At 59.9% G+C, this 21429-nt stretch carries 20 protein-coding genes, 1 tRNA gene and 1 other RNA gene; 14 read left to right on the top strand and 8 right to left on the bottom strand.

Annotated elements, in window-relative coordinates:
* The first annotated feature begins 36 nt into the window (after positions 1 to 36).
* The gene (locus tag ACZ1HH_RS06930) at positions 37 to 621 is read left to right on the top strand and encodes a hypothetical protein (protein WP_472636220.1); all 585 of its coding nucleotides are present in this window, start codon (positions 37 to 39) and stop codon (positions 619 to 621) included.
* A 145-nt stretch (positions 622 to 766) separates the two neighbouring features.
* Here ACZ1HH_RS06930 and ACZ1HH_RS06925 read toward each other — a convergent pair whose 3' ends face one another.
* The 5 genes from ACZ1HH_RS06925 to ACZ1HH_RS06905 all read right to left on the bottom strand — a co-directional run bounded on the left by ACZ1HH_RS06925 (position 767) and on the right by ACZ1HH_RS06905 (position 4602).
* A complete protein-coding gene (locus ACZ1HH_RS06925) occupies positions 767 to 1246 on the bottom strand; it encodes an SspB family protein (RefSeq protein ID WP_011538786.1) in 480 nt (159 codons plus the stop codon).
* Positions 1247 to 1360: 114 nt separating this feature from the next.
* On the bottom strand, positions 1361 to 2647 hold the full coding sequence (gene chrA / locus ACZ1HH_RS06920; RefSeq protein ID WP_472636219.1) for a chromate efflux transporter: 1287 nt from the start codon (positions 2645 to 2647) through the stop codon (positions 1361 to 1363).
* Positions 2648 to 2757: 110 nt separating this feature from the next.
* A complete protein-coding gene (locus tag ACZ1HH_RS06915) occupies positions 2758 to 3192 on the bottom strand; it encodes an ester cyclase (protein WP_011538784.1) in 435 nt (144 codons plus the stop codon).
* A 240-nt stretch (positions 3193 to 3432) separates the two neighbouring features.
* Positions 3433 to 3809, bottom strand: a transfer-messenger RNA (tmRNA) gene (gene ssrA / locus ACZ1HH_RS06910).
* Positions 3810 to 3870: 61 nt separating this feature from the next.
* On the bottom strand, positions 3871 to 4602 hold the full coding sequence (locus ACZ1HH_RS06905) for a FadR/GntR family transcriptional regulator (protein WP_011538783.1): 732 nt from the start codon (positions 4600 to 4602) through the stop codon (positions 3871 to 3873).
* Between the two features lie 124 nt (positions 4603 to 4726).
* Here ACZ1HH_RS06905 and ACZ1HH_RS06900 point away from each other — a divergent pair, with 124 nt between their 5' ends.
* From ACZ1HH_RS06900 to ACZ1HH_RS06840, 13 genes are all read left to right on the top strand, one after another.
* A complete protein-coding gene (locus tag ACZ1HH_RS06900; RefSeq protein WP_472636218.1) occupies positions 4727 to 5500 on the top strand; it encodes a DUF2182 domain-containing protein in 774 nt (257 codons plus the stop codon).
* Between the two features lie 18 nt (positions 5501 to 5518).
* Positions 5519 to 6193, top strand: a complete 675-nt coding sequence (locus tag ACZ1HH_RS06895; protein ID WP_416368469.1) for a DUF1326 domain-containing protein — start codon at positions 5519 to 5521, stop codon at positions 6191 to 6193.
* An 81-nt stretch (positions 6194 to 6274) separates the two neighbouring features.
* Complete coding sequence (locus tag ACZ1HH_RS06890; RefSeq protein ID WP_487320436.1) at positions 6275 to 7390, top strand: dimethylsulfoniopropionate demethylase; 1116 nt, start codon at positions 6275 to 6277, stop codon at positions 7388 to 7390.
* Between the two features lie 14 nt (positions 7391 to 7404).
* Positions 7405 to 8400, top strand: coding sequence for an acryloyl-CoA reductase (gene acuI / locus ACZ1HH_RS06885; RefSeq protein WP_472636217.1), 996 nt, complete (start codon positions 7405 to 7407; stop codon positions 8398 to 8400).
* A 108-nt stretch (positions 8401 to 8508) separates the two neighbouring features.
* Entirely contained in the window at positions 8509 to 9738 is a 1230-nt protein-coding gene (locus ACZ1HH_RS06880) for an aminotransferase class V-fold PLP-dependent enzyme (RefSeq protein ID WP_472636216.1), read from the top strand.
* Between the two features lie 30 nt (positions 9739 to 9768).
* Positions 9769 to 11193 (top strand): cryptochrome/photolyase family protein, encoded by a 1425-nt coding sequence (locus ACZ1HH_RS06875; RefSeq protein WP_472636215.1) that lies wholly within the window; start codon positions 9769 to 9771, stop codon positions 11191 to 11193.
* Positions 11194 to 11325: 132 nt separating this feature from the next.
* A complete protein-coding gene (locus ACZ1HH_RS06870; RefSeq protein ID WP_044027129.1) occupies positions 11326 to 11766 on the top strand; it encodes a TrgA family protein in 441 nt (146 codons plus the stop codon).
* Between the two features lie 269 nt (positions 11767 to 12035).
* Positions 12036 to 13070 carry a cysteine synthase A gene (locus ACZ1HH_RS06865; RefSeq protein WP_044027127.1) on the top strand — a complete coding sequence of 345 codons (1035 nt, stop codon included), beginning with the start codon at positions 12036 to 12038 and terminating at the stop codon, positions 13068 to 13070.
* 5 nt (positions 13071 to 13075) lie between these two features.
* Positions 13076 to 15598 carry a DUF3772 domain-containing protein gene (locus ACZ1HH_RS06860; protein ID WP_472636214.1) on the top strand — a complete coding sequence of 841 codons (2523 nt, stop codon included), beginning with the start codon at positions 13076 to 13078 and terminating at the stop codon, positions 15596 to 15598.
* A 243-nt stretch (positions 15599 to 15841) separates the two neighbouring features.
* Positions 15842 to 15931, top strand: a tRNA-Ser gene (locus tag ACZ1HH_RS06855).
* A 202-nt stretch (positions 15932 to 16133) separates the two neighbouring features.
* Entirely contained in the window at positions 16134 to 16979 is an 846-nt protein-coding gene (locus ACZ1HH_RS06850; RefSeq protein ID WP_472636213.1) for an inositol monophosphatase family protein, read from the top strand.
* A gap of 63 nt (positions 16980 to 17042) precedes the next feature.
* Positions 17043 to 17870, top strand: coding sequence for an enoyl-CoA hydratase (locus ACZ1HH_RS06845; RefSeq protein ID WP_472636212.1), 828 nt, complete (start codon positions 17043 to 17045; stop codon positions 17868 to 17870).
* 523 nt (positions 17871 to 18393) lie between these two features.
* Entirely contained in the window at positions 18394 to 19056 is a 663-nt protein-coding gene (locus ACZ1HH_RS06840; RefSeq protein WP_011538770.1) for a Hint domain-containing protein, read from the top strand.
* Here the strand turns inward: ACZ1HH_RS06840 and ACZ1HH_RS06835 are convergent, their stop codons facing one another.
* From ACZ1HH_RS06835 to ACZ1HH_RS06825, 3 genes are read right to left on the bottom strand one after another with little or no spacing between them, the layout of a single operon-like run.
* Positions 19057 to 19683, bottom strand: coding sequence for a nucleotidyltransferase family protein (locus ACZ1HH_RS06835; RefSeq protein ID WP_472636211.1), 627 nt, complete (start codon positions 19681 to 19683; stop codon positions 19057 to 19059).
* Between the two features lie 17 nt (positions 19684 to 19700).
* Entirely contained in the window at positions 19701 to 20822 is a 1122-nt protein-coding gene (aroB, locus tag ACZ1HH_RS06830; protein WP_487320435.1) for a 3-dehydroquinate synthase, read from the bottom strand.
* On the bottom strand, positions 20822 to 21412 hold the full coding sequence (locus tag ACZ1HH_RS06825; protein WP_011538767.1) for a shikimate kinase: 591 nt from the start codon (positions 21410 to 21412) through the stop codon (positions 20822 to 20824). The genes aroB and ACZ1HH_RS06825 overlap by 1 nt, the downstream gene beginning before the upstream one ends.
* Positions 21413 to 21429 lie beyond the last annotated feature (17 nt).

The raw sequence follows: 21429 nt of genomic DNA, 5'->3' as shown, positions 1-21429 counted from the left end.
CAGACCACCGCACCAACAGGAGTTAAAGTTCAAACCATGCGCAGCATCGCCCTTAGTCCGCCTTGCAGCCTGCCAGAGACCTCTCGCTTTGCGCTTTGGGCGTTTATGGCGCTCTCAGTGCTGATGCTGAGCGTGCAAAGCGCTCTTGGCTCCGAGCTGCTCGACAAATTCGTCGGCTCCTATTCTGGCAGCGCCGAAGTTGAACAGATCGACGGCACGGTGGAAAAACGCGACATGAGCGTTGTCATCCGTGAGACCTCTAAAGGGTTCGAGGTGAAATGGAGCACCGCGATCCGTCGCGCAGATGGTGATTCCAAGACTAAGAGCTATAAAATCGAGTTCCTGCCGTCCGAGCGCGACGGCGTTTTTGCTGCTGCAATGCAGACAAATGTATTTGGGCATACGGTGCAGATGAACCCGATGAAGGGCGAGCCCTACGTCTGGGCGCGTGTGATTGGCGATACGCTCACGATTTTCTCGCTTTATGTTGCCGAGAACGGCGACTACCTGATGCAGCAATATGATCGTAGCCTTGCTGAGGGCGGGCTTGACCTTGAGTTCTCGCTGCATCGCAACGGCAAACCGTCGCGCAAGGTATCCACGTTCCTGACCCGAGACTGATCCGAAAGAATGCCCCGGGACCGAAGGACGCGGTTGTCACGGCGATAGGGATGCTCCGAAATAGAAATGGCGCCGCCGAAGTGATCGGGACGCCATTTTGCATCTGTATGACACACGAGAGCGGAGAAGACCCCGCGCCGAGCGATTATTTGCGGAAGCTGTCCAGCGACACAACATCGGCGTCTTTCTTGGCTGCCGGTGCGTCGTCCTCTTCGACGTCTTGCATGTCGCTTGCCACTTCGATCGGCGGCATATCCTCGTCATCGTCTTCATTTGCGCTCTCAAACCGGAGGCCGAATTCCACTGATGGATCGACGAAGGTCTTGATGGCGTCATAAGGGATATACAGCGGCTCTGGCGCGTCGCCGAAATTCAGTGTGACCGAAAAGCCTTCATCGGTGACATTGAGATTGTCGAACCAGTGCTGCATCACCACGGTCATCTCGCCGGGATACCGGTCTGACAGCCAATCGGCCAGTTCCGCATCCGGGTGCGAGGTGTCGAACGTAATAAAGAAATGATGAGCCCCTGGCAGGCCATGCTCAGCAACATCGTCAAGGACATTACGGATTAAGCCACGCATGGCACGATGCATCAGGTTACCATAGTCGATCTGACGGGACATCGCCTCACCTTTTATAATTGGGGGTGCGGCCCTTGTACCTTAGGTCGATACCGCACCTTAGCTCTTTCAGTTTTGGACCTATTTTGAGGGCATTGCAAGCCAAGCCCGCGCGCATTAGCCGACCGTGAAGCCTGCAACAACAAGTCCAAAGCACGCCATGGTTGCAAGGAGCCAAAGGATCCGCCCGCGCAAGAGAGCAGCCACGACTGGCGCCAGAGCGGTCAGGATCAGCGCAGTCTGGTCGAGGCTGCCAAACTCGGGCAGAGGCACCGAGATCGGCCCAAGATCTCGATGGGTGTTGGTCTGAAACAGCAGATGCAGCAAAAACCAAACAGAGAGATTGAGCATCATCCCCGCTACGCTTGCCGTGATTGCCGCCAGAGCACTGCGCAGGCGCGGGTGGGCCGTCAGTCGTTCGACATAGGGAGCGGTAGCAAAAATCCAGAGAAAACAGGGCACAAAGGTCGCCCAAAGCGCAACTGCTCCGGCGGCAATCGCGAGTTTTGCGCCGCCCACTTCGGAACCGGCAAGCATGGCCACAAACTGCGTCACAAGCACAAGCGGCCCGGGCGTGGTCTCCGCAAGACCCAATGCGTCGATCATCTGTCCCGTGGTGATCCAGCCATGATCGCTGACGACAGTCTGGGTCATATACGCCAGTACAGCATATGCGCCGCCAAAGGTCACAACCGCCAGTTTTGCAAAAAACCATCCAATTGTGGCGAGAAACTCCGCCCCGATCAGACTGAGGCCGAGAAGGGGCAGAAGCCAAAGCGCCGTCCAAAACAGGATGGTGCGCCCATGATGCGCCGGGACATGATGCGCCGAAGGCAGGGGATCGGTGGATGGCGCGCGTTGAAGGAGACCAATACCCCCGGCGAGAAGCACCACCAAAGGAAAGGGGAGGTCAAAGACAAAGAGCGCCACAAATCCGCCAAGTGCAAGCGCCCAGGCACCGGGGGTCTTGAGCGCTTTTTGCGAGATCCGCCAGAGGGCCTGAATGACGATCACCACCACCGCAGCCTTGATGCCGAGAAATGCGGATTGCACCGCGGGGAGGGTGCCGAAGCTTACGTAGAGAAAGACCAGCGCTGCAATCACCAGCGCGCCGGGGAGGATGAACAGGCTGCCCGCCAAGAGACCTCCGCCAACGCCACGCATGCGCCAGCCCGTGTAGGTCGCCAGCTGCATCGCTTCGGGCCCCGGCAGCAGCATGCAAAACGACAGCCCTCTTAAAAACGCTTCTTCCTCAAGCCAATCGCGTCGATCCACGAGTTCACGGTGCATCAGCGCGATCTGCGCGGCGGGTCCGCCAAAACTCAGAAGGCCGATCATTCCAAAACAGTGAAACAGCGCCCACCACGAGGGGGCCGGGGTCTGCGAGGCGAGGGGAGTGGTCATCAGGGCGGCCCGGTTGATTACACCTGCGCCCCTTCTATCAAAGCCCGACAGGATAGCCAGAGCCTTGCCCACCCGCCGAGCAGGCGGGATGGGCCGTCATCTGGTCTGGATTATTCGACCCAGGTCAGCTTTTCTCCGGTCAGGCAAACTGGCAGGGCGTCGCTGGGCAATTGGCCGAGCTGCTCGAACATCCGCAAGTAGTCAAAGTTTGAATAGAACTCGACAAAACGGCCATCGCGCACGCGGACACACATCTGACCGGTGAAATCCAATTCGCGCGTCCGGGTCAGATCGTGGGCACGTACCTGTACGCGCACCATCGCCAGATCGCCATCATCCATGCTGTGGGTGATGGTCACATAAGGCTGATCCAGCCGCGCCTTGAGCGCGCCGACCACTTCCTTGTAGTCCACACCGGGGGCTGCCACGCCGTCGAGCGCGCCATTGAAGGTTACATCCGGGTCCAGAAGCTCGTCGATGACGGAGAGGTTGTCTTTGTTCCAGACTTCTTCGAACCAGTATTTCAGCAGGGCGCTGTTTTTCATCTCAGAGAAGCTTCATCATCTTAACAGTTACCAAAGGCGCCGCCTAAGTGAAGTTACACATAATGTCGAGAGCCATAACGCCGTAACTTCGCAACCCTACCGTTAAATAGCGGTGCGGTGTCGAGAATTTCCTGTCAAACTTTATGGAGATCGGGGCGCAGACGCCACCGATGGCCCCTGTGCAGAGGCTATTGCGCGGGGGTGTCTTCGAAAATGGGAGAACGGAGGCTCAAGGAGAGGAGTGCAGGTTTCTGTTGCCAGGTACCTGCGAACCCCGCCTAACGCGGCTAGGCGCTAGGACTTAAAGTCGGTTCGACTCGAACTGCTTACGCAGCCAGAGCAACCGGAGCACGATTGTCGTTTGCAATTGTACTGTTTTCGCCGGTAACGGTGGCAGACAGCCGAGACAAAGCTAACCCCTTTAGACGTCCGTCGATCCTATTTCGGCCCCCCGGTTCCGAATAAACTCCCCAAACGAAGGAGAAAGCCGGAAGTGATTTGGTGGAGCCGCCGGGTACCGCCCCCGGGTCCGATCCGCTTATTACGAGCGCGTTTATGTCCATAGTTCCCGAAGGAACACTCCAAATATAGGGTGGTTTGGAGGGGAGTTAAAGGGGAGAATTGACGCGCTGACGCGCGTGGCCTCCGGCGGGGATATTTGAAAGAAGATGAAGAGGGTCAGCGTTTTGTCGCGCGGCGGGCAAAGACATCGGCGGCGAGGTTGCGCGTTTCCTCCTCTAATGCGCTGAGACCCGCGACTGCCGCGTCTCCCTTGCCGGCTTCGATGGCATCGGCGACGGTGGTGTGCAGCGCAAGAATGGTGGCGCGGTCTCTTGCGGTGAAGGTGATCATGTTCATGAGGGGCTGCATCGCCTCGACGGCACCGGCAAGCTGGTAGGACAGGACCGGATTATGCGCGCCATCCACCAGAGCGCGGTGAAAGGCCACGTCAGACGCGCAAAAGGCCTCATCCGTGAGGCCGGGCTGCCCCTGGCGAAAGATCTCGGCGCGCATGGTGGCCAGCTGGTCGGCGGTGCGACGCTCTGCAGAAAGCGGCGCGCAGGCCCGCTCCAGCGCATAGCGCGCTTCGCAGGCCGTATCGAAACTCACCGCATTCATGCTGAGCAGAAGGGTCGAGGTGGTGATCTGCTGGCTGTAAGCATCCTCAAAACTCAGCCGATTCACAAAAGCCCCGCCAGACGCGCCGCGTTGTGTGCGGATCAGCGATTGCGCTGCGAGCCTCTTCAACCCTTCGCGCACGGTGGCGCGGGAAACCTGGAACTGCTCGGCCAGTTCGGCCTCCGAGGGCAGGCGTTCGTCGACAATCAGTGCGCCAGAGATGATGGCGTCGCGGATTGCAGTGGCAATCTGAGCGGAGAGATCAGCGCTGCTTTTGGGATCGATCTTCACGAGTATGTGCCCTCACGTCAGATTGGGGGGTGAAAATTTTCATTTGTCAGACATTTAAAAGTCTGACATTTGATTCACAAGAGGGAATGAGTCGCAGCGAGACGAGGAGGTCATCGCAAACGCCATGCTGAAAGCACGCCTGACACAGAGTATTCGCCAGATGAGCGGCCTGCATTGGCTCTTGCTCTTTGCTGGTATTCTTCTGGCCTGGGCTGGGCTTTTTGCCATGTCGGTGCCTGCGGATCTGCGTGCAGCGGGGCAGGTCTACGGGGCGGATTTCTGGCTGGCACTCTGTACAATGACCGCGGATGCGGCCGGTGCGGGCAAGATGGTCCTGATGTGGGGTCTGATGTCGGCCGCGATGATGGCACCCACCGCGCTTCCGGCTTTTGCCACCTATGACGATCTCAGCCAAACCGGTGAGAACACGCGTTTTGGTGATCTGGTGTTTGGCTATCTGACGGTCTGGATCGGTTTTTCGGTGCTTGCGGCGGCCCTGCAATTGGGGCTGGTTCGCGCTGACCTCATCACCGTGTTTGGCGATAGTCGCTCGGGGCTTTTGTCTGGCGCTTTGCTGCTGATTGCGGGGGCCTATCAGTTCACACCCCTGAAGGAGTCCTGCCTGTCCAAGTGCCGTCGACCGCTGGTGTTCTTCATGCAGCACTGGGATGAAGGGCCGTGGCGAAATGGTCTGCGTCTGGGTGCGGTCTGTTTGGGCTGTTGCTGGGCGCTGATGCTGCTGGCCTTTGTCGGCGGGGTGATGAACCTCGCATTTATGGCGCTGGCGACGGTTTTTATGGTTTTGGAAAAATTGCCCGAAATCGGGCGCTGGTTGACCCGCCCAATGGGCGTGATCCTCTGCGCAAGCGGTCTTTGGGTTCTGATGACATCTATCTGAATTTGGAGGAGAATTCACATGACAAATGACAGCATCAAGTCTGAGACAGAGGTCGCGCCGCGCGATCCGAGCGCGGTTGGAACAATTCCTTGGGCGATCAAGGGCGAGTTGATCCTGAACTGCAACTGCACCGTGTTCTGCCCCTGCGTCGTGTCGCTGGGCAAGCACCCGCCGACCGAGGGCTACTGCCAGGCCTGGGCAGGTGTGCGCATCGACGAAGGCCACTACGGCGATGCAGATCTTTCGGGACTGAATGTCGGGCTTGTGTTGGAGATTCCGGGTCTCATGGCGCGCGGCAACTGGAAGGCCGCCGCCTATATCGACGAACGCGCCAGCGACGCGGCCTATGAGGGGCTGATCGATGTTTTCTCCGGAAAAGCAAGAGGTACCACCGGTCTCTTCAAAGTGCTCGTCAGCGAATTCCTCGGCGCCGAACGCGCACCGGTGCTGTTCGAGACTGAGGGTAAGACCCGGCGTCTGATCGTGGGCAAGCAGATCCACGGCGAAGTGGTTCCCGTAGGTGGTGCCGACAGCGACCAGGACATCGTGGTGACCAATACCGAGTATTGGATGGGCCCCGATATCACCGTTGCAACCGCCACCAAGGGGCGTGTGCGCGCCTTTGGCCGGGTCTGGGATTTTGACGGCCGCTCTGCCGAGATCTGCCAGATCGATTGGAAGGGGCCGCGCTGACGCGCAGCACCTACGTGACCGAGCGGCGGTCGCGTCGTGATGCGCCGCTCGCCCTCAACTCATGGTATGAAAGGGTTTGCCATGACCGTTCTGAAACCTGCCATTTCCCTCTCTCGGCGCCTGCGTCGAACCCCTTTTTCGGAGGGCGTCGAAGCCGCTGGAGTCAAAGGCTACACCGTCTACAATCACATGCTGCTGCCCACGGTGTTTGAGAGTGTCGAAGCCGACTACCACCACCTCAAGCGTCATGTGCAAGTCTGGGACGTCGCCTGCGAACGCCAGGTGGAACTGCGCGGCCCCGACGCTGGACGCCTGATGCAGATGCTGACCCCGCGCGATCTGCGTGGCATGATGCCCGGTCAATGTTACTATGTCCCCATCGTCGATGAGACCGGCGGAATGCTCAATGATCCCGTAGCCGTAAAGCTCGCAGAGGATCGTTGGTGGATCTCCATTGCGGACAGTGATCTGTTGTACTGGGTCAAGGGGATTGCAAACGGCTGGCGCCTCGATGTGCTGGTGGATGAACCGGATGTTTCGCCGCTTGCGGTGCAGGGCCCCAAGGCAGAGGACTTGATGGCGCGTGTCTTCGGCGAGACCGTGCGCGCGATCCGGTTTTTCCGCTTTGGCGTCTACCAGTTCGAAGGACGCGATCTGGTGGTGGCGCGGTCGGGCTACTCAAAGCAGGGTGGGTTCGAGATCTATGTCGAGGGCGGCGATCTTGGCATGCCGCTCTGGAACCGTCTGTTTGAGGCTGGCGCAGATCTCGAGGTGCGTGCGGGCTGTCCCAACCTCATTGAGCGGATCGAGAGCGGTCTTCTGAGCTACGGCAATGATATGACCGACGACAACACACCGCACGAATGCGGCCTTGGGCGGTTCTGTAACACCCACACGGCCATTGGGTGTATCGGGCGTGATGCGCTGCTGCGGGTGGCCAAGGAAGGCCCGGTGCAGCAGATCCGCCCGATCGAGATTTCCGGCGAAGCGGTGCCGCCCTGTGATCAGTTCTGGCCGCTCGTTGCAAATGGGCGCCGTGTCGGTCGGGTCTCCTCGGCCACCTGGTCACCGGATCATGCCACGAATGTTGCGATCGGGATGGTCAAGATGACGCATTGGGATTCGGGGACGCAGCTAGAGGTGGAGACACCGGATGGAATGCGTACTGCTCTGGTGCGCGAAAATTTCTGGAATTAATGTGAGAGATCAAGATGTTCAAAGCCCTTGTTATGACGCAAGACAGCGAGAGCGGCAAAGCCGCTGCTGAAATTCAGGATCTGACCCTTGAGGATCTGCCGGAAGGAGAGGTCACGGTCGCCGTCGACTATTCCACCGTGAACTACAAGGATGGCCTGTGTCTCAGCCCCAAGGGCGGCGGATTGGTGCGCAACTATCCGCATGTGCCGGGGATCGATTTTGCCGGCACCGTCGAGAGCTCCTCTGATGAGCGCTACGCCCCGGGCGATAAGGTGGTCCTGACCGGCTGGCGCGTCGGCGAAGCCCATTGGGGCGGCTATGCACAAAAGGCCCGTGTCAAGGCGGATTGGCTGGTGCCGCTGCCCGAAGGGATCACGCTCCGTCAGGCGATGGCCGTGGGCACTGCAGGCTTTACTGCGATGCTGGCGGTGATGGCGCTGGAGGATCACGGGCTGAAACCCGGAACGGGACCGGTTCTGGTCACAGGCGCGGCCGGGGGCGTTGGCTCCGTGGCGACGGCGATCCTCGCCAACCTCGGTTACGAGGTGGCTGCCGTTACCGGGCGTCCCGAGACAGCCGACTACCTCCAGAGCCTCGGTGCAACCCAAATCGTGCCCCGCGAGGATCTGAACGAGACCGTAAAACGCCCGCTCGAAAGCGAGACCTGGGCAGGCTGTGTCGACGCGGTCGGGGGGGATATGCTGGCGCGCGTGCTCGGGCAGATGAAATACGGTGCCTCGGTTGCGGCCGTGGGGCTTGCGGGCGGTGCGGCTCTGCCGGCCACTGTGATTCCCTTCCTTCTGCGTGGTGTGAACCTCCTCGGCATCGATTCTGTTATGCAGCCCTTTGAGAACCGCCAGCGCGCATGGCAGCGGATTGCCAGCGATCTGCCGCTCGAAAAGCTCGACGCCATGATCCAGCCCGCATCACTGACCGACCTGCCAAAACTCGGCGCCGATATTCTGGCCGGGCAGGTGAAGGGGCGCGTCGTGGTCGACGTCAACGCCTGAGCCTATCACACCCGAGTTCTGGCGCGGCGCGAAGTCGCGCCAGAGCGTTTCCGGGCTTGATCTTGGCGCTTGGAATTGCACTGTCTTTGCCAAGGCTGCAAAGGGAGCATGAAACGCGCCATGGATATCGAATTTGTCCGCAAACAATTTCCGGCATTTGAACAGCCCTCTTTGCAGGGTCAGGCCTTCTTTGAGAATGCGGGCGGCTCTTACACCTGCCGGCAGGTGATCGACCGCCTGTTTCGATTTTACACCGAGCATAAGGTCCAGCCCTACGCGCCTTATGCCGCCTCCGAGGCAGCCGGGGCCGAGATGGATGAAGCGCGCAGTCGTCTGGCGGCGATGCTGGGTGTCTCTCAGCAGGATCTGAGCTTCGGTCCTTCGACAACCCAGAACACCTATGTGTTGGCGCAGGCCTTCCGGGGCTTCTTGAAGCCGGGCGAGAAGATCATCGTGACCAATCAGGACCATGAGGCCAACTCCGGCCCGTGGCGACGCTTGGCCGACGAGGGCATCGAGGTGCTGGAGTGGCAGATCGATCCTGCCACCGGCCATCTTGATCCGAGCGCGCTGGAGGACCTCTTGGACGAGAGCGTGCGGCTGGTCTGTTTTCCCCATTGCTCCAATGTGGTGGGCGAGATCAATCCGGTCACGGAAATCACTGCGCTGGCCCATGCTGCGGGGGCCTTTGTCTGCGTTGATGGCGTCTCTTACGCGCCGCATGGTTTGCCGAACGTGGGCGAACTGGGGCCGGATATCTATTTGTTCTCCGCCTATAAAACCTATGGCCCTCATCAAGGGATCATGGTGATCAATCCCGCTCTTGCCGAGCTTTTGCCCAATCAGGCGCACTACTTTAACGGGGATGTTCCTTACAAACGCTTCACCCCCGCCGGACCCGATCACGCGCAGGTCGCCGCCTGTGCGGGAATGGTCGACTACTTCGAGGCGCTCGCCGAACATCACAACGCACCTGAGATCACAGGCACAGGGGCGGGCGCCTTTGTGCACGATCTGATGCGCGAGCAGGAGATCTCCTTGTTGCAGCCGCTCCTGGATGCGGTGAAGGGGCGAAACGATGTGCGCTTGCTTGGCCCCGCGAACGCCAAAGAGCGTGCCCCGACCGTCGCGCTTGCACTTGGGCGGGCAGCAGAGCCCGTTGCCAAGCAATTGGCAGAGCTTGGGATCATGGCGGGGGGCAGCGACTTTTACGCAGTGCGTGCGCTCAGGGCAATGGGGGTCGCCCCCGCGCAGGGCGTGCTGCGGCTGAGTTTTACTCACTATACCGATCAATCGGAGGTGACAGCGCTGATCGAGGCCCTAGATCGCGTCCTGTAAAGACTGATCGAGCAAGGGATAAAACTGACCATGGCTGACACCCGACCGGTGATCTGGTGGATTCGGCGCGACCTGCGCCTGCGCGACAATCCGGCCCTCAGGGCCGCGCAGGAGGCGGGCGGACCGATTATCCCGCTCTATATCCATGACGCGCAAGAAGAGACCCTCGGTGCTGCACCAAAGTTTCGCCTTGGCCTCGGGCTTGAACGGTTTGCCAAAACGCTCGAGGAGAAAGGCAGCCGTCTCATCGTCCGCCGTGGCGACGCACTCGAGGTGCTTCGCGAGGTCATCGCGGAGAGCGGCGCCGGACATGTGATCTGGTCGCGGCTCTACGATCCGGCGGCCACAAAACGTGACGCAAAGATCAAGGAGGCGCTCAAAGCGTCTGATATAAAGGCAAAATCCACGGGTGGGCGGCTGCTGTTCGAACCTTGGACCGTCGACACCAAGGACGGCGGCATGTACCGGGTATATACGCCGTTCTGGAAGGCAGTCCGTACGCGCGATGTCGCGGAGCTGACTGCCGCCCCCTCCCGGTTGGCCGCGCCCGAGAGTTGGCCGTCAGGTGAAGCGCTCGCGGATCTTGGCATGGATGCCGCAATGCGTCGGGGTGGCGCGATTGTTGCACAACATTGCCGTGTGGGAGAGGACGCAGCCCTCGCGCAACTGGATGACTTCCTGACAGAACGGGTTTCGAACTACAAAGCCGATCGGGATTTTCCCGCCCGCGCTGCAACCTCGGAGCTTTCGGAAAATCTCGCCTGGGGGGAAATCAGCCCACATCGGATGTGGCATCTGGGCGCGCAGGCGATGCAGGACGGCCAGCCCGGCGCGGAGCATTTCCTCAAAGAGGTTGTCTGGCGCGAGTTTGCCTATCACCTGATGCATCGCTCGCCGCGCATCCTGACGCGAAACTGGCGAGAGGAATGGGACGGTTTTCCCTGGCAGGACGACCCTGGCGACGCTTTGCAGCGCTGGCAACAGGGACAGACCGGCTATGATTTTGTCGATGCCGCGATGCGAGAGCTCTACGTCACCGGCAAGATGCACAATCGCGCTCGCATGATCGTGGCAAGTTTTCTTACCAAGCATCTGATGATCCATTGGAAATACGGTTTGCAGTGGTTCGAGGACTGTCTTGTCGACTGGGATCCCGCTTCTAACGCGATGGGCTGGCAGTGGGTGGCGGGTTCCGGTCCTGATGCGGCGCCCTTTTTTCGCATTTTCAACCCGGATGGTCAGCTCGAGAAGTTCGACCCCAAGGGAGACTATGCGCGCCGATGGCTGGCCGAAGGCCAGGCCAACCCGCCCGAAACCGCGATGGCATACTTTGAGGCGATCCCGCGCAGGTGGTCGCTTCATCCCGACCAGTCGCGTGTTTCACCGATTATCGGTTTGAAAGAGGGCCGCGAGCGCGCGCTTTCTGCCTACAAAGAAAGCCGTAATCAGAGCTGAGCCACGCGGTCGTGGCGATGGGTACACAGGTTGTCTTTTGGGGCGGTGTCTGCTGTGGGTTTGCGCTGGATTTCTGCGCGACCTGCGCATAGCCTCGCCGACAGTCTCGCAATTGCAGGAAATTAAATCCCCATGCCCACCGCCGCCCGCCTCGTGGCCGCCGTTGCCCTTGCTCTTCTGGCGTTTGTCGTATCCGGCCAGATCATGCCCTTGATGCCGGATGACACGGATTTTGGCTATTTTACCTTTGTGAACATGGGGCTGGGACTTGTGATCGGCTGGAAGTCTATTGGTCCGCGCGCCGGTCGCGGATGGGCGGCGGGCATTACAAACGGGATCACCGGCACTGCGGTGCTGGTGCTGTGGGGCCTCTTCATTCAGGGCGCCGTCGAGATGTTTCGCCTCGCAAAGCGCAGCATTTATGATGGCCCGTTCGAAGCTCTGGCTGCGATCTTTACCATCGCGCTGGAGTATTTCTTCATCATGGCGGTCCCGAGTGTTCTGTTGACCCTCGCTGTGGGAGGAACATTGATCGGCATGGCGGTCGAGATTGCCAGCAAGCGCTGGAAGTGATTCAGACCTCGCGGCAGTCGTCGATTATGCTGCGCGCGCCCAAGAGCGATTAAAGTCAGCACGTTCCGCAAAACCCCACACAGCATGGACAGTGTTGTGACGATGCCCGCCGCGGCGCGATGGTTTTGCGGGCAAGTCAGACGCAGTGGAACCACGGTCGCGCCGAAATCGTCCCCGACAGGCGAAACGCCAGCCTGCGCGCGCTCTGGACCCTTGTGATCGCGCCGGTGCCCAGCTACATCAGAGGGGAACGAGCGAAAGGGAATTTCATGCGCATTGCACGCGATCTGGCCGATGCGGTCGGCCATACCCCTCTGATCCGACTGAACAAAGTCAGCGAAGAAACCGGTTGCGAAATTCTTGGCAAGGCGGAGTTTCTGAACCCCGGCCAATCCGTGAAGGACCGCGCCGCGCTCTACATCATCAAGGACGCTATCGCCCGCGGGGAACTCAAACCCGGCGGCACGATTGTAGAAGGTACTGCGGGCAATACCGGCATTGGGCTTGCGCTGGTCGGCGCCTCCATGGGCTTCAAGACCGTGATCGTGATCCCTGAAACCCAGTCCGAAGAAAAGAAGGACATGCTGCGTCTGGCGGGGGCACAGTTGGTTCAGGTGCCTGCAGCGCCTTACAAGAACCCCAACAACTATGTGCGCTACTCCGAACGCCTGGCAAACGAGCTGGCCAAGACCGAGCCGAATGGCGCGATCTGGGCCAATCAGTTTGACAATGTGGCCAACCGTCAGGCCCATGTAGAAACCACCGGTCCCGAGATCTGGGAGCAGACCGGCGGCAAGGTGGATGGTTTCATCTGTGCTGTTGGCTCCGGCGGGACGCTTGCCGGGATTGCCGAGGCGCTGCAGCCCAAGGGCGTGAAGATCGGCCTTGCCGATCCCAATGGCGCCGCGCTTTATTCCTACTACACCACTGGCGAGCTGAAGTCCGAGGGCTCCTCGATCACAGAAGGGATCGGTCAGGGCCGGATCACCAAGAACCTCGAGGGGCTCACCCCAGATTTCAACTACCAGATTCCGGACGCAGAGGCGCTGCCTTATGTGTTTGACCTTCTGCACGAAGAAGGGCTGGTGCTTGGCGGATCTTCCGGCGTGAACATTGCCGGCGCAGTGCGTCTGGCCAAGGAACTGGGGCCGGGGCACACCATCGTTACCATCCTGTGCGACTATGGAACGCGCTACCAATCCAAGCTCTTTAATCCGGAATTCCTCAAAGACAAGGGCTTGCCGGTCCCCGACTGGATGACCCATACTCCTGCTTCAATTCCCGGAGTATTCGAGGACATCTGAATCAGATGACTTATTTGAGAACGCTTTTTCAGGTCGGCCTTTTGGGGCTGACCTGTTTGCTTTTGCCTATTGTTGCTTTGGCGCAGGAAACCGGCGGGCAGACCCGGCTGCACGAGGCCCGCGATCTGGTGCAGACCGCCGCTTCTGGCAAATTGGGCGAGTATTATGAGGCCTGGCAGCGCACCGCAGATCGTGCAGAGCGGGTGCTGGATGCCGGACGCGCGTCCAATGGCGCGCTGGAGGCCCTGCGGCTGGAGCTGACGGAGTATCGTCAGCAATTTCTCGACGCAGGCAGCCAGAATGCGGATCGCCTGAGAACTCTTCGCGCACAGATCGAGGCACTCGGGCCACCGCCCGAAGAAAATGGCAGCGAGCCTGAAAACATTGCCAAACTGCGGCAGGAGTTGCAGAGCCAGCTTGCCAACCTCAGCGCGCCGCAGGTGCTGGCGGATCTCGGCTATAGCCGGGCGCAGGGTCTGATTACCGAAATCGACAAGCTGATCCGAGAACGCGCAACCCGCACGCTCTTGGAACGCGCGCCAATGCCGGTCAATCCCGAGCACTGGCCGACCGCCTTCTCTGACACGGCAAAGGTGCTGGGCGCGTTTTGGTACGAGACCGCAACCCTTCTGTCGAGCGCGGCCACTCTGGAAACCATCCGGGGCCGTTTGCCGGTCCTGCTGCTGTTTACTGCCGGGGCGCTGCTGCTCTTGGGGCGCGGACGCTACTGGGCGCGTCGTGCGGGCACCCATCTGCGCGAACTCGGCTGGCGCGGCACAGGCGTCTGGCGGTTCATCGTCTCGCTTCTGCAGGTGCTGTTGCCCTATGTGGGGACGGTTCTTCTGGTGCGTGCGATCGATATGTCCGGTGTGCTGGGCGTCAGGGGGACATTGCTGTTGGATGATGTGCCGCTGTGGTCCTTTATCCTGTTTGCTTCGCATTGGCTGGGCGAGCGGCTTTACGTGTATCAGATCACCAATGAGCTCATACCCTTTGAGCCGCGCTTTCAGCGTCAGGTGCGTGTGATCCTTGTGTCGCTGGCACTTGTGCTGGTGATGCAGATGATGCTGGATCGTCTCGACACCATCGAGAATTTCACCGATGCGACCTATGCTGTATTGAGCTGGCCTCTGGTCATTCTCGCTTCGCTGTTCCTCGTGCGTCTGAACCGTATCCGGGTGCGTCAACGCCGCCTCGAGATCGAAGAAAACGGCGGCAGCGAGGATGAGGGCGCCATTGCGGCCGGGGCCAATCGCGCCATGTCGCTTCTGCGGCGGGCGGTGTTCATCATGGCCCTTGTTGCGCCGATCCTTGGGGCTCTGGGCTATATTAACGCAGCAATCGCAATTGTTTACCCGGTGATCCTGACGCTTGGTCTGGTCACCACCCTGATGATCCTGCAGCGGTTCCTGTCGGATATATACGGATATGTCACACGCAACGGTCAAGGCGCGGAGGACTCGCTCTTTGCGGTGATCACCGGCTTTGTGTTGGCCCTGCTGTCGCTGCCCTTCTTTGCGTTGATCTGGGGCGCGCGGACCTCGGATTTGACCGAACTCTGGTCGCGCTTCCTCGAAGGCTACAGCATCGGCGACACCAAGATCTCTCCGACGATCTTCCTGACGTTTGTGGTGATTTTTGTCTGCGGTTATGTGCTGACCCGGCTCTTGCAGGGGAGTCTGCGCTCGTCACTGCTGCCAAAGACCAAGATTGACCCCGGTGGGCAGAACGCGATTGTGTCCGGCGTCGGCTATATCGGCATCTTCCTGTCGGCGCTCATCGCGGTTTCTACCGCCGGGCTCGACCTGTCGTCGCTCGCGATTGTTGCCGGTGCGCTCTCGGTCGGGATCGGCTTTGGCCTGCAGACGATCGTGTCGAACTTCGTGTCGGGCATCATCCTGTTGATCGAACGACCGGTCTCCAAGGGAGATTGGATCGAGGTAGGCGGGCTCATGGGCTATGTGCGTGACATCTCTGTGCGCTCCACCCGGATCGAGACGTTTGACCGTACCGATGTGATTGTCCCGAACTCGGATCTGATCTCCGGCACCGTCACGAACTATACCCGAGGCAATACTGTTGGACGGGTGATCGTTCCGGTTGGCGTGGCCTATGGTACCGATCCGCGCAAGGTCGAGGAGATCCTCATGGAGGTCGCGCAATCGCATCCTATGGTCCTGATGAACCCGGCACCTTCGGTCGTGTTCCAGGGCTTTGGTGCGGATAGTCTCGACTTTGAGATCCGCGCCATCCTGCGCGATGTGAACTGGGTTCTGTCGGTAAAGTCCGACATGAACTACGAGATCGCCAAGAGATTTACGGAAGAAGGGATCGAGATTCCCTTTGCCCAGCGTGACATCTGGATCCGCAATCCCGAGGCGATCCAGACCAGCAAAGAGTCACCTCAGGCCGAGACCTCGACTTCAGCAGACGCATCAACGCATGCGGCTCCGCTCAAACCCGATCTCGACGATCTTGCGCAGGATCAGGACGCCGACGCAGAGGGCGATGGCGACGGCGACCGCTAGGTCTGAGCTCGCCTGCAAACTGATGCCACCAGAGTGCGCCGCTGCCGGGAGATCCCGCAGCGGCGCTTTCTTTTGTGGCGCCGAGGGCAGGGGGCGGACCCTTAAAGACGAGGCGTGGGCTGGGGATAATTCCCTCATGGTGACAGCGACTTAGGGTAAAATCGGGGGCGGCGAAAAAAACTGAACTTTTTCTCAGAAAGCCTATTGCAATCCCCCCCGGAATGCATCAAAAGTCGCCCCCACGGAGAGGTGGCCGAGTGGTCGAAGGCGCACGCCTGGAAAGTGTGTAGGCGGGAAACCGTCTCCAGGGTTCGAATCCCTGTCTCTCCGCCATAACCCCCAATCAGCATTCTTTCTTCAAAGATCTGCAATTCGGAAGGGTTCTGGCGATCCGTTTGGCGTCGAAGCCAGCCTATCACACGGTTCGATCACATGTCGCGCGGGAAGGCGGCTGTCGCAAAAATTTCATACCAATCAGCAATCTCGGGCGTGAACTATCCGCGCTGAGGCGATAGGACCTGCTGCAAGGCTCTTTATGAAAGGCAAGGATCACATGCGGCTCGATCACGATATTGAAAACGCGCTGATTTCCATGGTCAGAGATGCGGCGCGCATTGAGATCATGCCGCGGTTTCGTAATCTCTCGGCAGGGGCGATCTCGGCCAAGACCTCTTCTATCGATGTGGTGACCGTTGCGGACGTCGCGGCAGAAGAACATATGACCCGCGCGGTAGAGAACATTTTGCCCGGCGCCGTCGTCATCGGCGAAGAGGCTGTTTCTGCTGATCCCCGCGTGCTCGATCAGGTGGGACAGGCCGAGGTCGCTGTGATCGTGGACCCGATTGATGGGACGTGGAACTACGCCCATGGTCTGTCGACATTTGGGGTAATTCTTGCGGTGACGCTGCGCGGACAAACTGTGTTCGGCCTTTTGTATGATCCGGTAAGCGATGACTGGGTACAGACAAGCCTTGGTGGTGGAACCTGGATGGCGGCCCCCGGTCTTGAGGCACGGCGCCTGCGCGTCGCCCCTGAATGCAGGTTCTCCGAAGCCACGGGATTTGTGCCGCATTTCGTCTTTGCCAAGGAGGAACAACTGGCCGTGGCGCAAGGAATGGTGCGCGCCAAGCGCACAACCTCCTTGTTCTGTTCCTGCCACGAATATCGGATGATGGCGCAGGGCCACGTCGATTTTGTGCAGACCGAGGGGCTGAATTGCTGGGACCACGCGGCGGGCGTTCTGGCCGCGCTTGAGGCGGGGGGACATGCGCAGCTTTCGGATGGGCGTGCCTATGATCCGGCCCTCACCACAGGGCGGCTAACCGTCTCCAGCGGCGTAACTCTGACCCAAGAGGCGATTTCGGAATTTGGTCTCGGCTGAGGCTTCAGGCTTGGCGGTGCGAGGTTGCTGATCTAGGCTTTGGTCTGCGACAGGAGGTGCCCCATGGCCAAAGACGATATTGCCAACAACAACATCGCAGAGCCGCTGATCACGCGACACGATGATGCCGGCGTTGCGCGGCTCACCCTGAACCAGCCGCGCCGGATCAACGCGCTCTCGGAGGCGATGCTCCATGCGCTGCAGGCGGCACTGGATGAAATCGCCGAGGATCGCAGCGTGCGAGCGGTGATCCTCAGTGGCGCTGGGGATCATTTTTGCGCCGGTCACAACCTAAAGGAAATGACCGAAGCGCGCGCTGGTGACGACGGCGGTTTTGAGTATTTCCAACAGCTTTTTGCAACCTGCTCGCGGATGATGCAGACCATTGTGGAGCTGCCGCAGCCGGTCATTGCCGAGGTGTCGGGGATCGCGACTGCTGCAGGCTGTCAACTGGTTGCCACCTGCGATCTTGCGGTCGCTTCCGAGGATGCGCGGTTTGCGACCTCCGGGGTGACGATTGGTCTGTTCTGTTCCACGCCGATGGTGGCGCTGACCCGCAACCTATCCCGCAAACATGCGATGGAGATGCTCTTGCTTGGCGAATTTATCCCGGCCTCCCGTGCGGCCGAGATCGGACTGGTCAACCGCGTGGTGCCGCTTTCAGATCTCGCGCAAGAAACCACCGAACTGGCGCGTCGCATCGCCGGCAAATCCCCAGCCGCGATCAAGATCGGCAAATCGGCCTTTTATGAGCAGGCGCAGATGTCGCTGGCCGAGGCCTATGCCTACACCGGTCGTGCCATGGCCGAAAACATGATGGCGCGCGATGCCGAGGCGGGCATTGGCGCATTTCTCTCCAAAGCCCCTATGCCGGATTGGACAGGCGAGTAGGGCGTGGCCAAGTTACGTCGAGTTTGACCCGCAGGCGTAACGCTATGCAATCGCGCGATTCGAGCGCTTTGTGCCACGTTCAGTGAACAAAGGCGTCAAACTGTTTGAACTCGCGCGCGTGTTTGCAACAATCAAGGGATTATCACCCGAAGGATTTTCAGCAGGCGAGGGGGCGCTTCTGGCCTGTTGTTGGTTTCGACCTCGGAAACAAAGATCGCTCCGGTGGCGTCACTTTGGTTGGCCTATTGGGTGGGCAGTCCAATTTGCCTCAAATTATCACATAATTTTCAAGATGTCTGCGCACCGGGCCCAAGGTCCTTAGCCCGTTTGGAAACAATCCTGCATCCAGACTCTTCCGAAACTGCCCCTGAAATCAGCGGTCTGGGGCTCGACGGGCCTCTTTAAGCTAGGTGCGATCAGGGCGCTCGGCTATGTCTTTACCTCCAGACGCGTGATACAATCACAGCGAGGATAGGGTTGCCTAAATACAACTCAAAGAAAAGACAGTGGAGGAGACCACAGCATGAACAAGACATGCGAACGCACGTCTGGCGACTGTACGGGCGAGAGCAAAGCCCGCGCCGCCAGCGATCGGGTCACGCCCTGTTTTACCCCCGGCACCTTGATTGCGACTCCGCGCGGTGAGCGCTTGGTCGAGAACCTTCAGGTGGGGGACCGGGTGATTACCCGTGATAATGGCATCCAGGAAATCCGCTGGTTTGGTCACAATGCGATGGGGCCGCAGGATCTGTCCCATGCCTCCCATCTGCAACCCATCCTGATCCGGCAGGGGGCCCTTGGCAATGGGCTGCCCGAGCGCGACATGATGGTGAGCCCCAACCACCGCGTTCTTGTGGCGAACGATAAAACGGCGCTCTATTTCGAGGACCGCGAGGTTCTGGTGGCCGCAAAGCACCTCACCGGTTTGACTGGAATTGATGCCATTGTGACAACCGCAGTGACCTATATTCATTTTATGTTCAATCAGCATGAGGTCGTGCTCTCTGATGGTGCCTGGACCGAGAGCTTTCAGCCGGTGGATCAGTCATTGCGTGGTTTGGACAATGCCCAGCGCAATGAAATCTTTGAACTGTTTCCCGAACTTCGCACCAAGGAAGGGCAAAAGGCCTATCCCTCGGCACGGCGCGAGTTGAAGGAACGCGAAGCGCGGATGTTGCTGCACTGATCAGACGTCACCTTGGCGCGCGCGCCACTTGGTCCAGTCTTCGGGCGTGTCCAGATCCGTGAGCGCATGCGCGCCCGGCAGCGCGATCAACTGCACCGCCTCCTGTTTTAGAAGTTCCCGCGCGCCCACATCGCCCGTGAGCGTTTGCAGCGTATCAAAGCATCGGCGTGGAAACAGCACGGGGTGACCTGCTCGGCGAGCGCCGCTTTGATCTGTGCCGCTTGCACGTAGAATAGCCCCCTCTGGACCTGTAAATTGCTCTGCCATTTTCAAGAAATCCGCAGTAGTGATTTCGGGCATGTCGGCTGGCAACACCATGACACCGTCGATGTCGCCCGCCAGAGCGGTGATGCCCGCGCGGAGCGAGGCACTCAATCCTTCGACCGCATTCGGAACCGCAACCAGATGAGCCTCGCCCGCAGCATTGGCGCGCGGGTGTTCGAGATGCGGCACAGTCACATAGACCTCACATCCCGATGCGCCCGCCGCATCGCTCAGCCCCGCAACCAGGGGGCGGCCGTTCACCTGTTCCAACAATTTGTCGCGCCCGCGCATCCGTGACGACGCGCCCGCCGCCAGCAGGAGAATGGCCAATTTCGGCATATGTTTTGAAGGGCCAGCGCTCATCTCTTGCCCCATCGAGATCAGGCGGGTTGTGTGTGCGCCAGCGCCTCTTGCAGCACCTCAAGCACCTTTTCAGAGGGCACATCGGCGGTGACAAAGGCCTCTCCGATGCCGCGCGCGAGAATGAAGCGCAGCTGTCCATCGATGACTTTCTTGTCCTGCGCCATGAGGTCCAGCAGCTCCTGGGCGGGGGGGAGATCGCCGGGAATGTCCGAGAGATCTGTTTTCATGCCCATCGCCTTGAGGTGCGCGCGCACGCGGCTGGGATCTTCCTGACTGCAGAGGCCGAGGCGGGCTGAGAGCTCAAAGGCCAACGCACAGCCGATCGCCACGCCTTCGCCATGCAGCAACCGGTCGCTATAGCCGGTCGCCGCTTCCAGCGCGTGACAGAAGGTATGACCAAGGTTCAACAGCGCCCGGTCGCCTTGTTCGGTTTCGTCGCGGGCCACGATGTCGGCTTTCATCTGAACCGAACGCGCCACGGCTTCGACCCGCAGCGCCATGTCACCTGCCGCCATTGCCGGGGCATTTTCTTCGAGCCAGTCAAAAAAGGCCGCATCGCCCAAGAGCCCGTATTTCACCACCTCACCGTAGCCAGCAAGGAAATCGCGCTCTGTGAGCGTGCCAAGAACCGCTGTATCGGCCAGTACCAGGCTGGGCTGGTGGAAGGCGCCGATCAGGTTTTTACCGTGTGGAGCGTTGATGCCGGTTTTGCCCCCGACGGAACTGTCGACCTGCGCCAGCAGCGATGTGGGGATCTGCACAAAACGCACGCCCCGGCGCAGCACGGCTGCGGCAAAACCCGCCAGATCGCCGATGACGCCCCCGCCAAAGGCAATGACGATGTCGCCGCGCTCGACTTTCTTGTCCAAGAGCCACTCCACCGCGCGGGTGAACTGGGGCCAGCCTTTGGTGGCCTCGCCGGGCGGCAAGGCAAGTGCTTCCATCTCGATGCCTTCGGCTGCGAGTCCCGCGCGCAGAGCCTCAAGATGAAGCGCGGCCACGGTCTCATCCGTGAGCACAGCCACTGTCTTGCGGCGCACGAGGGGCGCAATACGCTGGCCCGCCTGTGCAACGAGATCGGGGCCGATCACCACATCATAGGCGCGCGCGCCAAGAGGGACGTGAACGGTCTGTTCCATCAGTCAAACTCCAGTACATCCGGTCGGGTGCGCAAGGCCTCCAGCACCCGGTCCACCATATTGTCGATCGAAACCTGCCCGTCGGAGATCACCTTGAGATCCGCCATCGCGTAAGTTGGCACCCGCGCGTGATACAGGTCCGAGAGCGTCTGGTAAGGGTCGGCGGAGCGCAAAAGGGGGCGCGTGTCGCGCCCTTTTACGCGTTTCCACAACACATCAAGATCGGCTTGCAGGCAGACCGAGACTCCGATCTCGGAAATCATGGTGCGATTGCGCTCAGCCAGAAAAGCGCCGCCGCCGGTCGACAGGACACCGCATTCCTCTTTTAGGAGGCGCGCGATCACCTGATGTTCTTTTTCACGAAAGAACGGCTCGCCATCGCGGGCAAAGATCTCGGGGATCGACATATTCGCGGCAGACTCGATCTCATGATCGCTGTCGAGAAAAGGGACGTCGAGGCGGGCAGCTAAGGCGCGCCCGACTGCGGTCTTTCCCGCTCCCATCATACCCACCAGCACAATGGTCTTTTTCAATCGTCCCGGCGCGCGAGTTTCTGCCGTCGCATCGCTGATTTGGTGATTTTCGCTCATTCTTCTGTGAATGACGT

The sequence above is a fragment of the Epibacterium sp. HA2-3 genome, assembly GCF_055693725.2.
Note: the sequence above shows the minus strand (reverse complement) of the source record. Positions and strands in the feature narration are given on the sequence as shown.

Bases quoted from the DNA above. Each gene is read 5' to 3' on its own strand.
- ACZ1HH_RS06930 (WP_472636220.1), top strand. From the start codon at position 37: ATGCGCAGCATCGCCCTTAGTCCGCCTTGCAGCCTGCCAGAGACCTCT.
- ACZ1HH_RS06925 (WP_011538786.1), bottom strand. From the start codon at position 1,246: ATGTCCCGTCAGATCGACTATGGTAACCTGATGCATCGTGCCATGCGT.
- chrA (WP_472636219.1), bottom strand. From the start codon at position 2,647: ATGACCACTCCCCTCGCCTCGCAGACCCCGGCCCCCTCGTGGTGGGCG.
- ACZ1HH_RS06915 (WP_011538784.1), bottom strand. From the start codon at position 3,192: ATGAAAAACAGCGCCCTGCTGAAATACTGGTTCGAAGAAGTCTGGAAC.
- ACZ1HH_RS06900 (WP_472636218.1), top strand. From the start codon at position 4,727: ATGCTGAAAGCACGCCTGACACAGAGTATTCGCCAGATGAGCGGCCTG.
- ACZ1HH_RS06895 (WP_416368469.1), top strand. From the start codon at position 5,519: ATGACAAATGACAGCATCAAGTCTGAGACAGAGGTCGCGCCGCGCGAT.
- ACZ1HH_RS06890 (WP_487320436.1), top strand. From the start codon at position 6,275: ATGACCGTTCTGAAACCTGCCATTTCCCTCTCTCGGCGCCTGCGTCGA.
- acuI (WP_472636217.1), top strand. From the start codon at position 7,405: ATGTTCAAAGCCCTTGTTATGACGCAAGACAGCGAGAGCGGCAAAGCC.
- ACZ1HH_RS06880 (WP_472636216.1), top strand. From the start codon at position 8,509: ATGAAACGCGCCATGGATATCGAATTTGTCCGCAAACAATTTCCGGCA.
- ACZ1HH_RS06875 (WP_472636215.1), top strand. From the start codon at position 9,769: ATGGCTGACACCCGACCGGTGATCTGGTGGATTCGGCGCGACCTGCGC.
- ACZ1HH_RS06870 (WP_044027129.1), top strand. From the start codon at position 11,326: ATGCCCACCGCCGCCCGCCTCGTGGCCGCCGTTGCCCTTGCTCTTCTG.
- ACZ1HH_RS06865 (WP_044027127.1), top strand. From the start codon at position 12,036: ATGCGCATTGCACGCGATCTGGCCGATGCGGTCGGCCATACCCCTCTG.
- ACZ1HH_RS06860 (WP_472636214.1), top strand. From the start codon at position 13,076: ATGACTTATTTGAGAACGCTTTTTCAGGTCGGCCTTTTGGGGCTGACC.
- ACZ1HH_RS06850 (WP_472636213.1), top strand. From the start codon at position 16,134: ATGAAAGGCAAGGATCACATGCGGCTCGATCACGATATTGAAAACGCG.
- ACZ1HH_RS06845 (WP_472636212.1), top strand. From the start codon at position 17,043: ATGGCCAAAGACGATATTGCCAACAACAACATCGCAGAGCCGCTGATC.
- ACZ1HH_RS06840 (WP_011538770.1), top strand. From the start codon at position 18,394: ATGAACAAGACATGCGAACGCACGTCTGGCGACTGTACGGGCGAGAGC.
- ACZ1HH_RS06835 (WP_472636211.1), bottom strand. From the start codon at position 19,683: ATGAGCGCTGGCCCTTCAAAACATATGCCGAAATTGGCCATTCTCCTG.
- aroB (WP_487320435.1), bottom strand. From the start codon at position 20,822: ATGGAACAGACCGTTCACGTCCCTCTTGGCGCGCGCGCCTATGATGTG.
- ACZ1HH_RS06825 (WP_011538767.1), bottom strand. From the start codon at position 21,412: ATGAGCGAAAATCACCAAATCAGCGATGCGACGGCAGAAACTCGCGCG.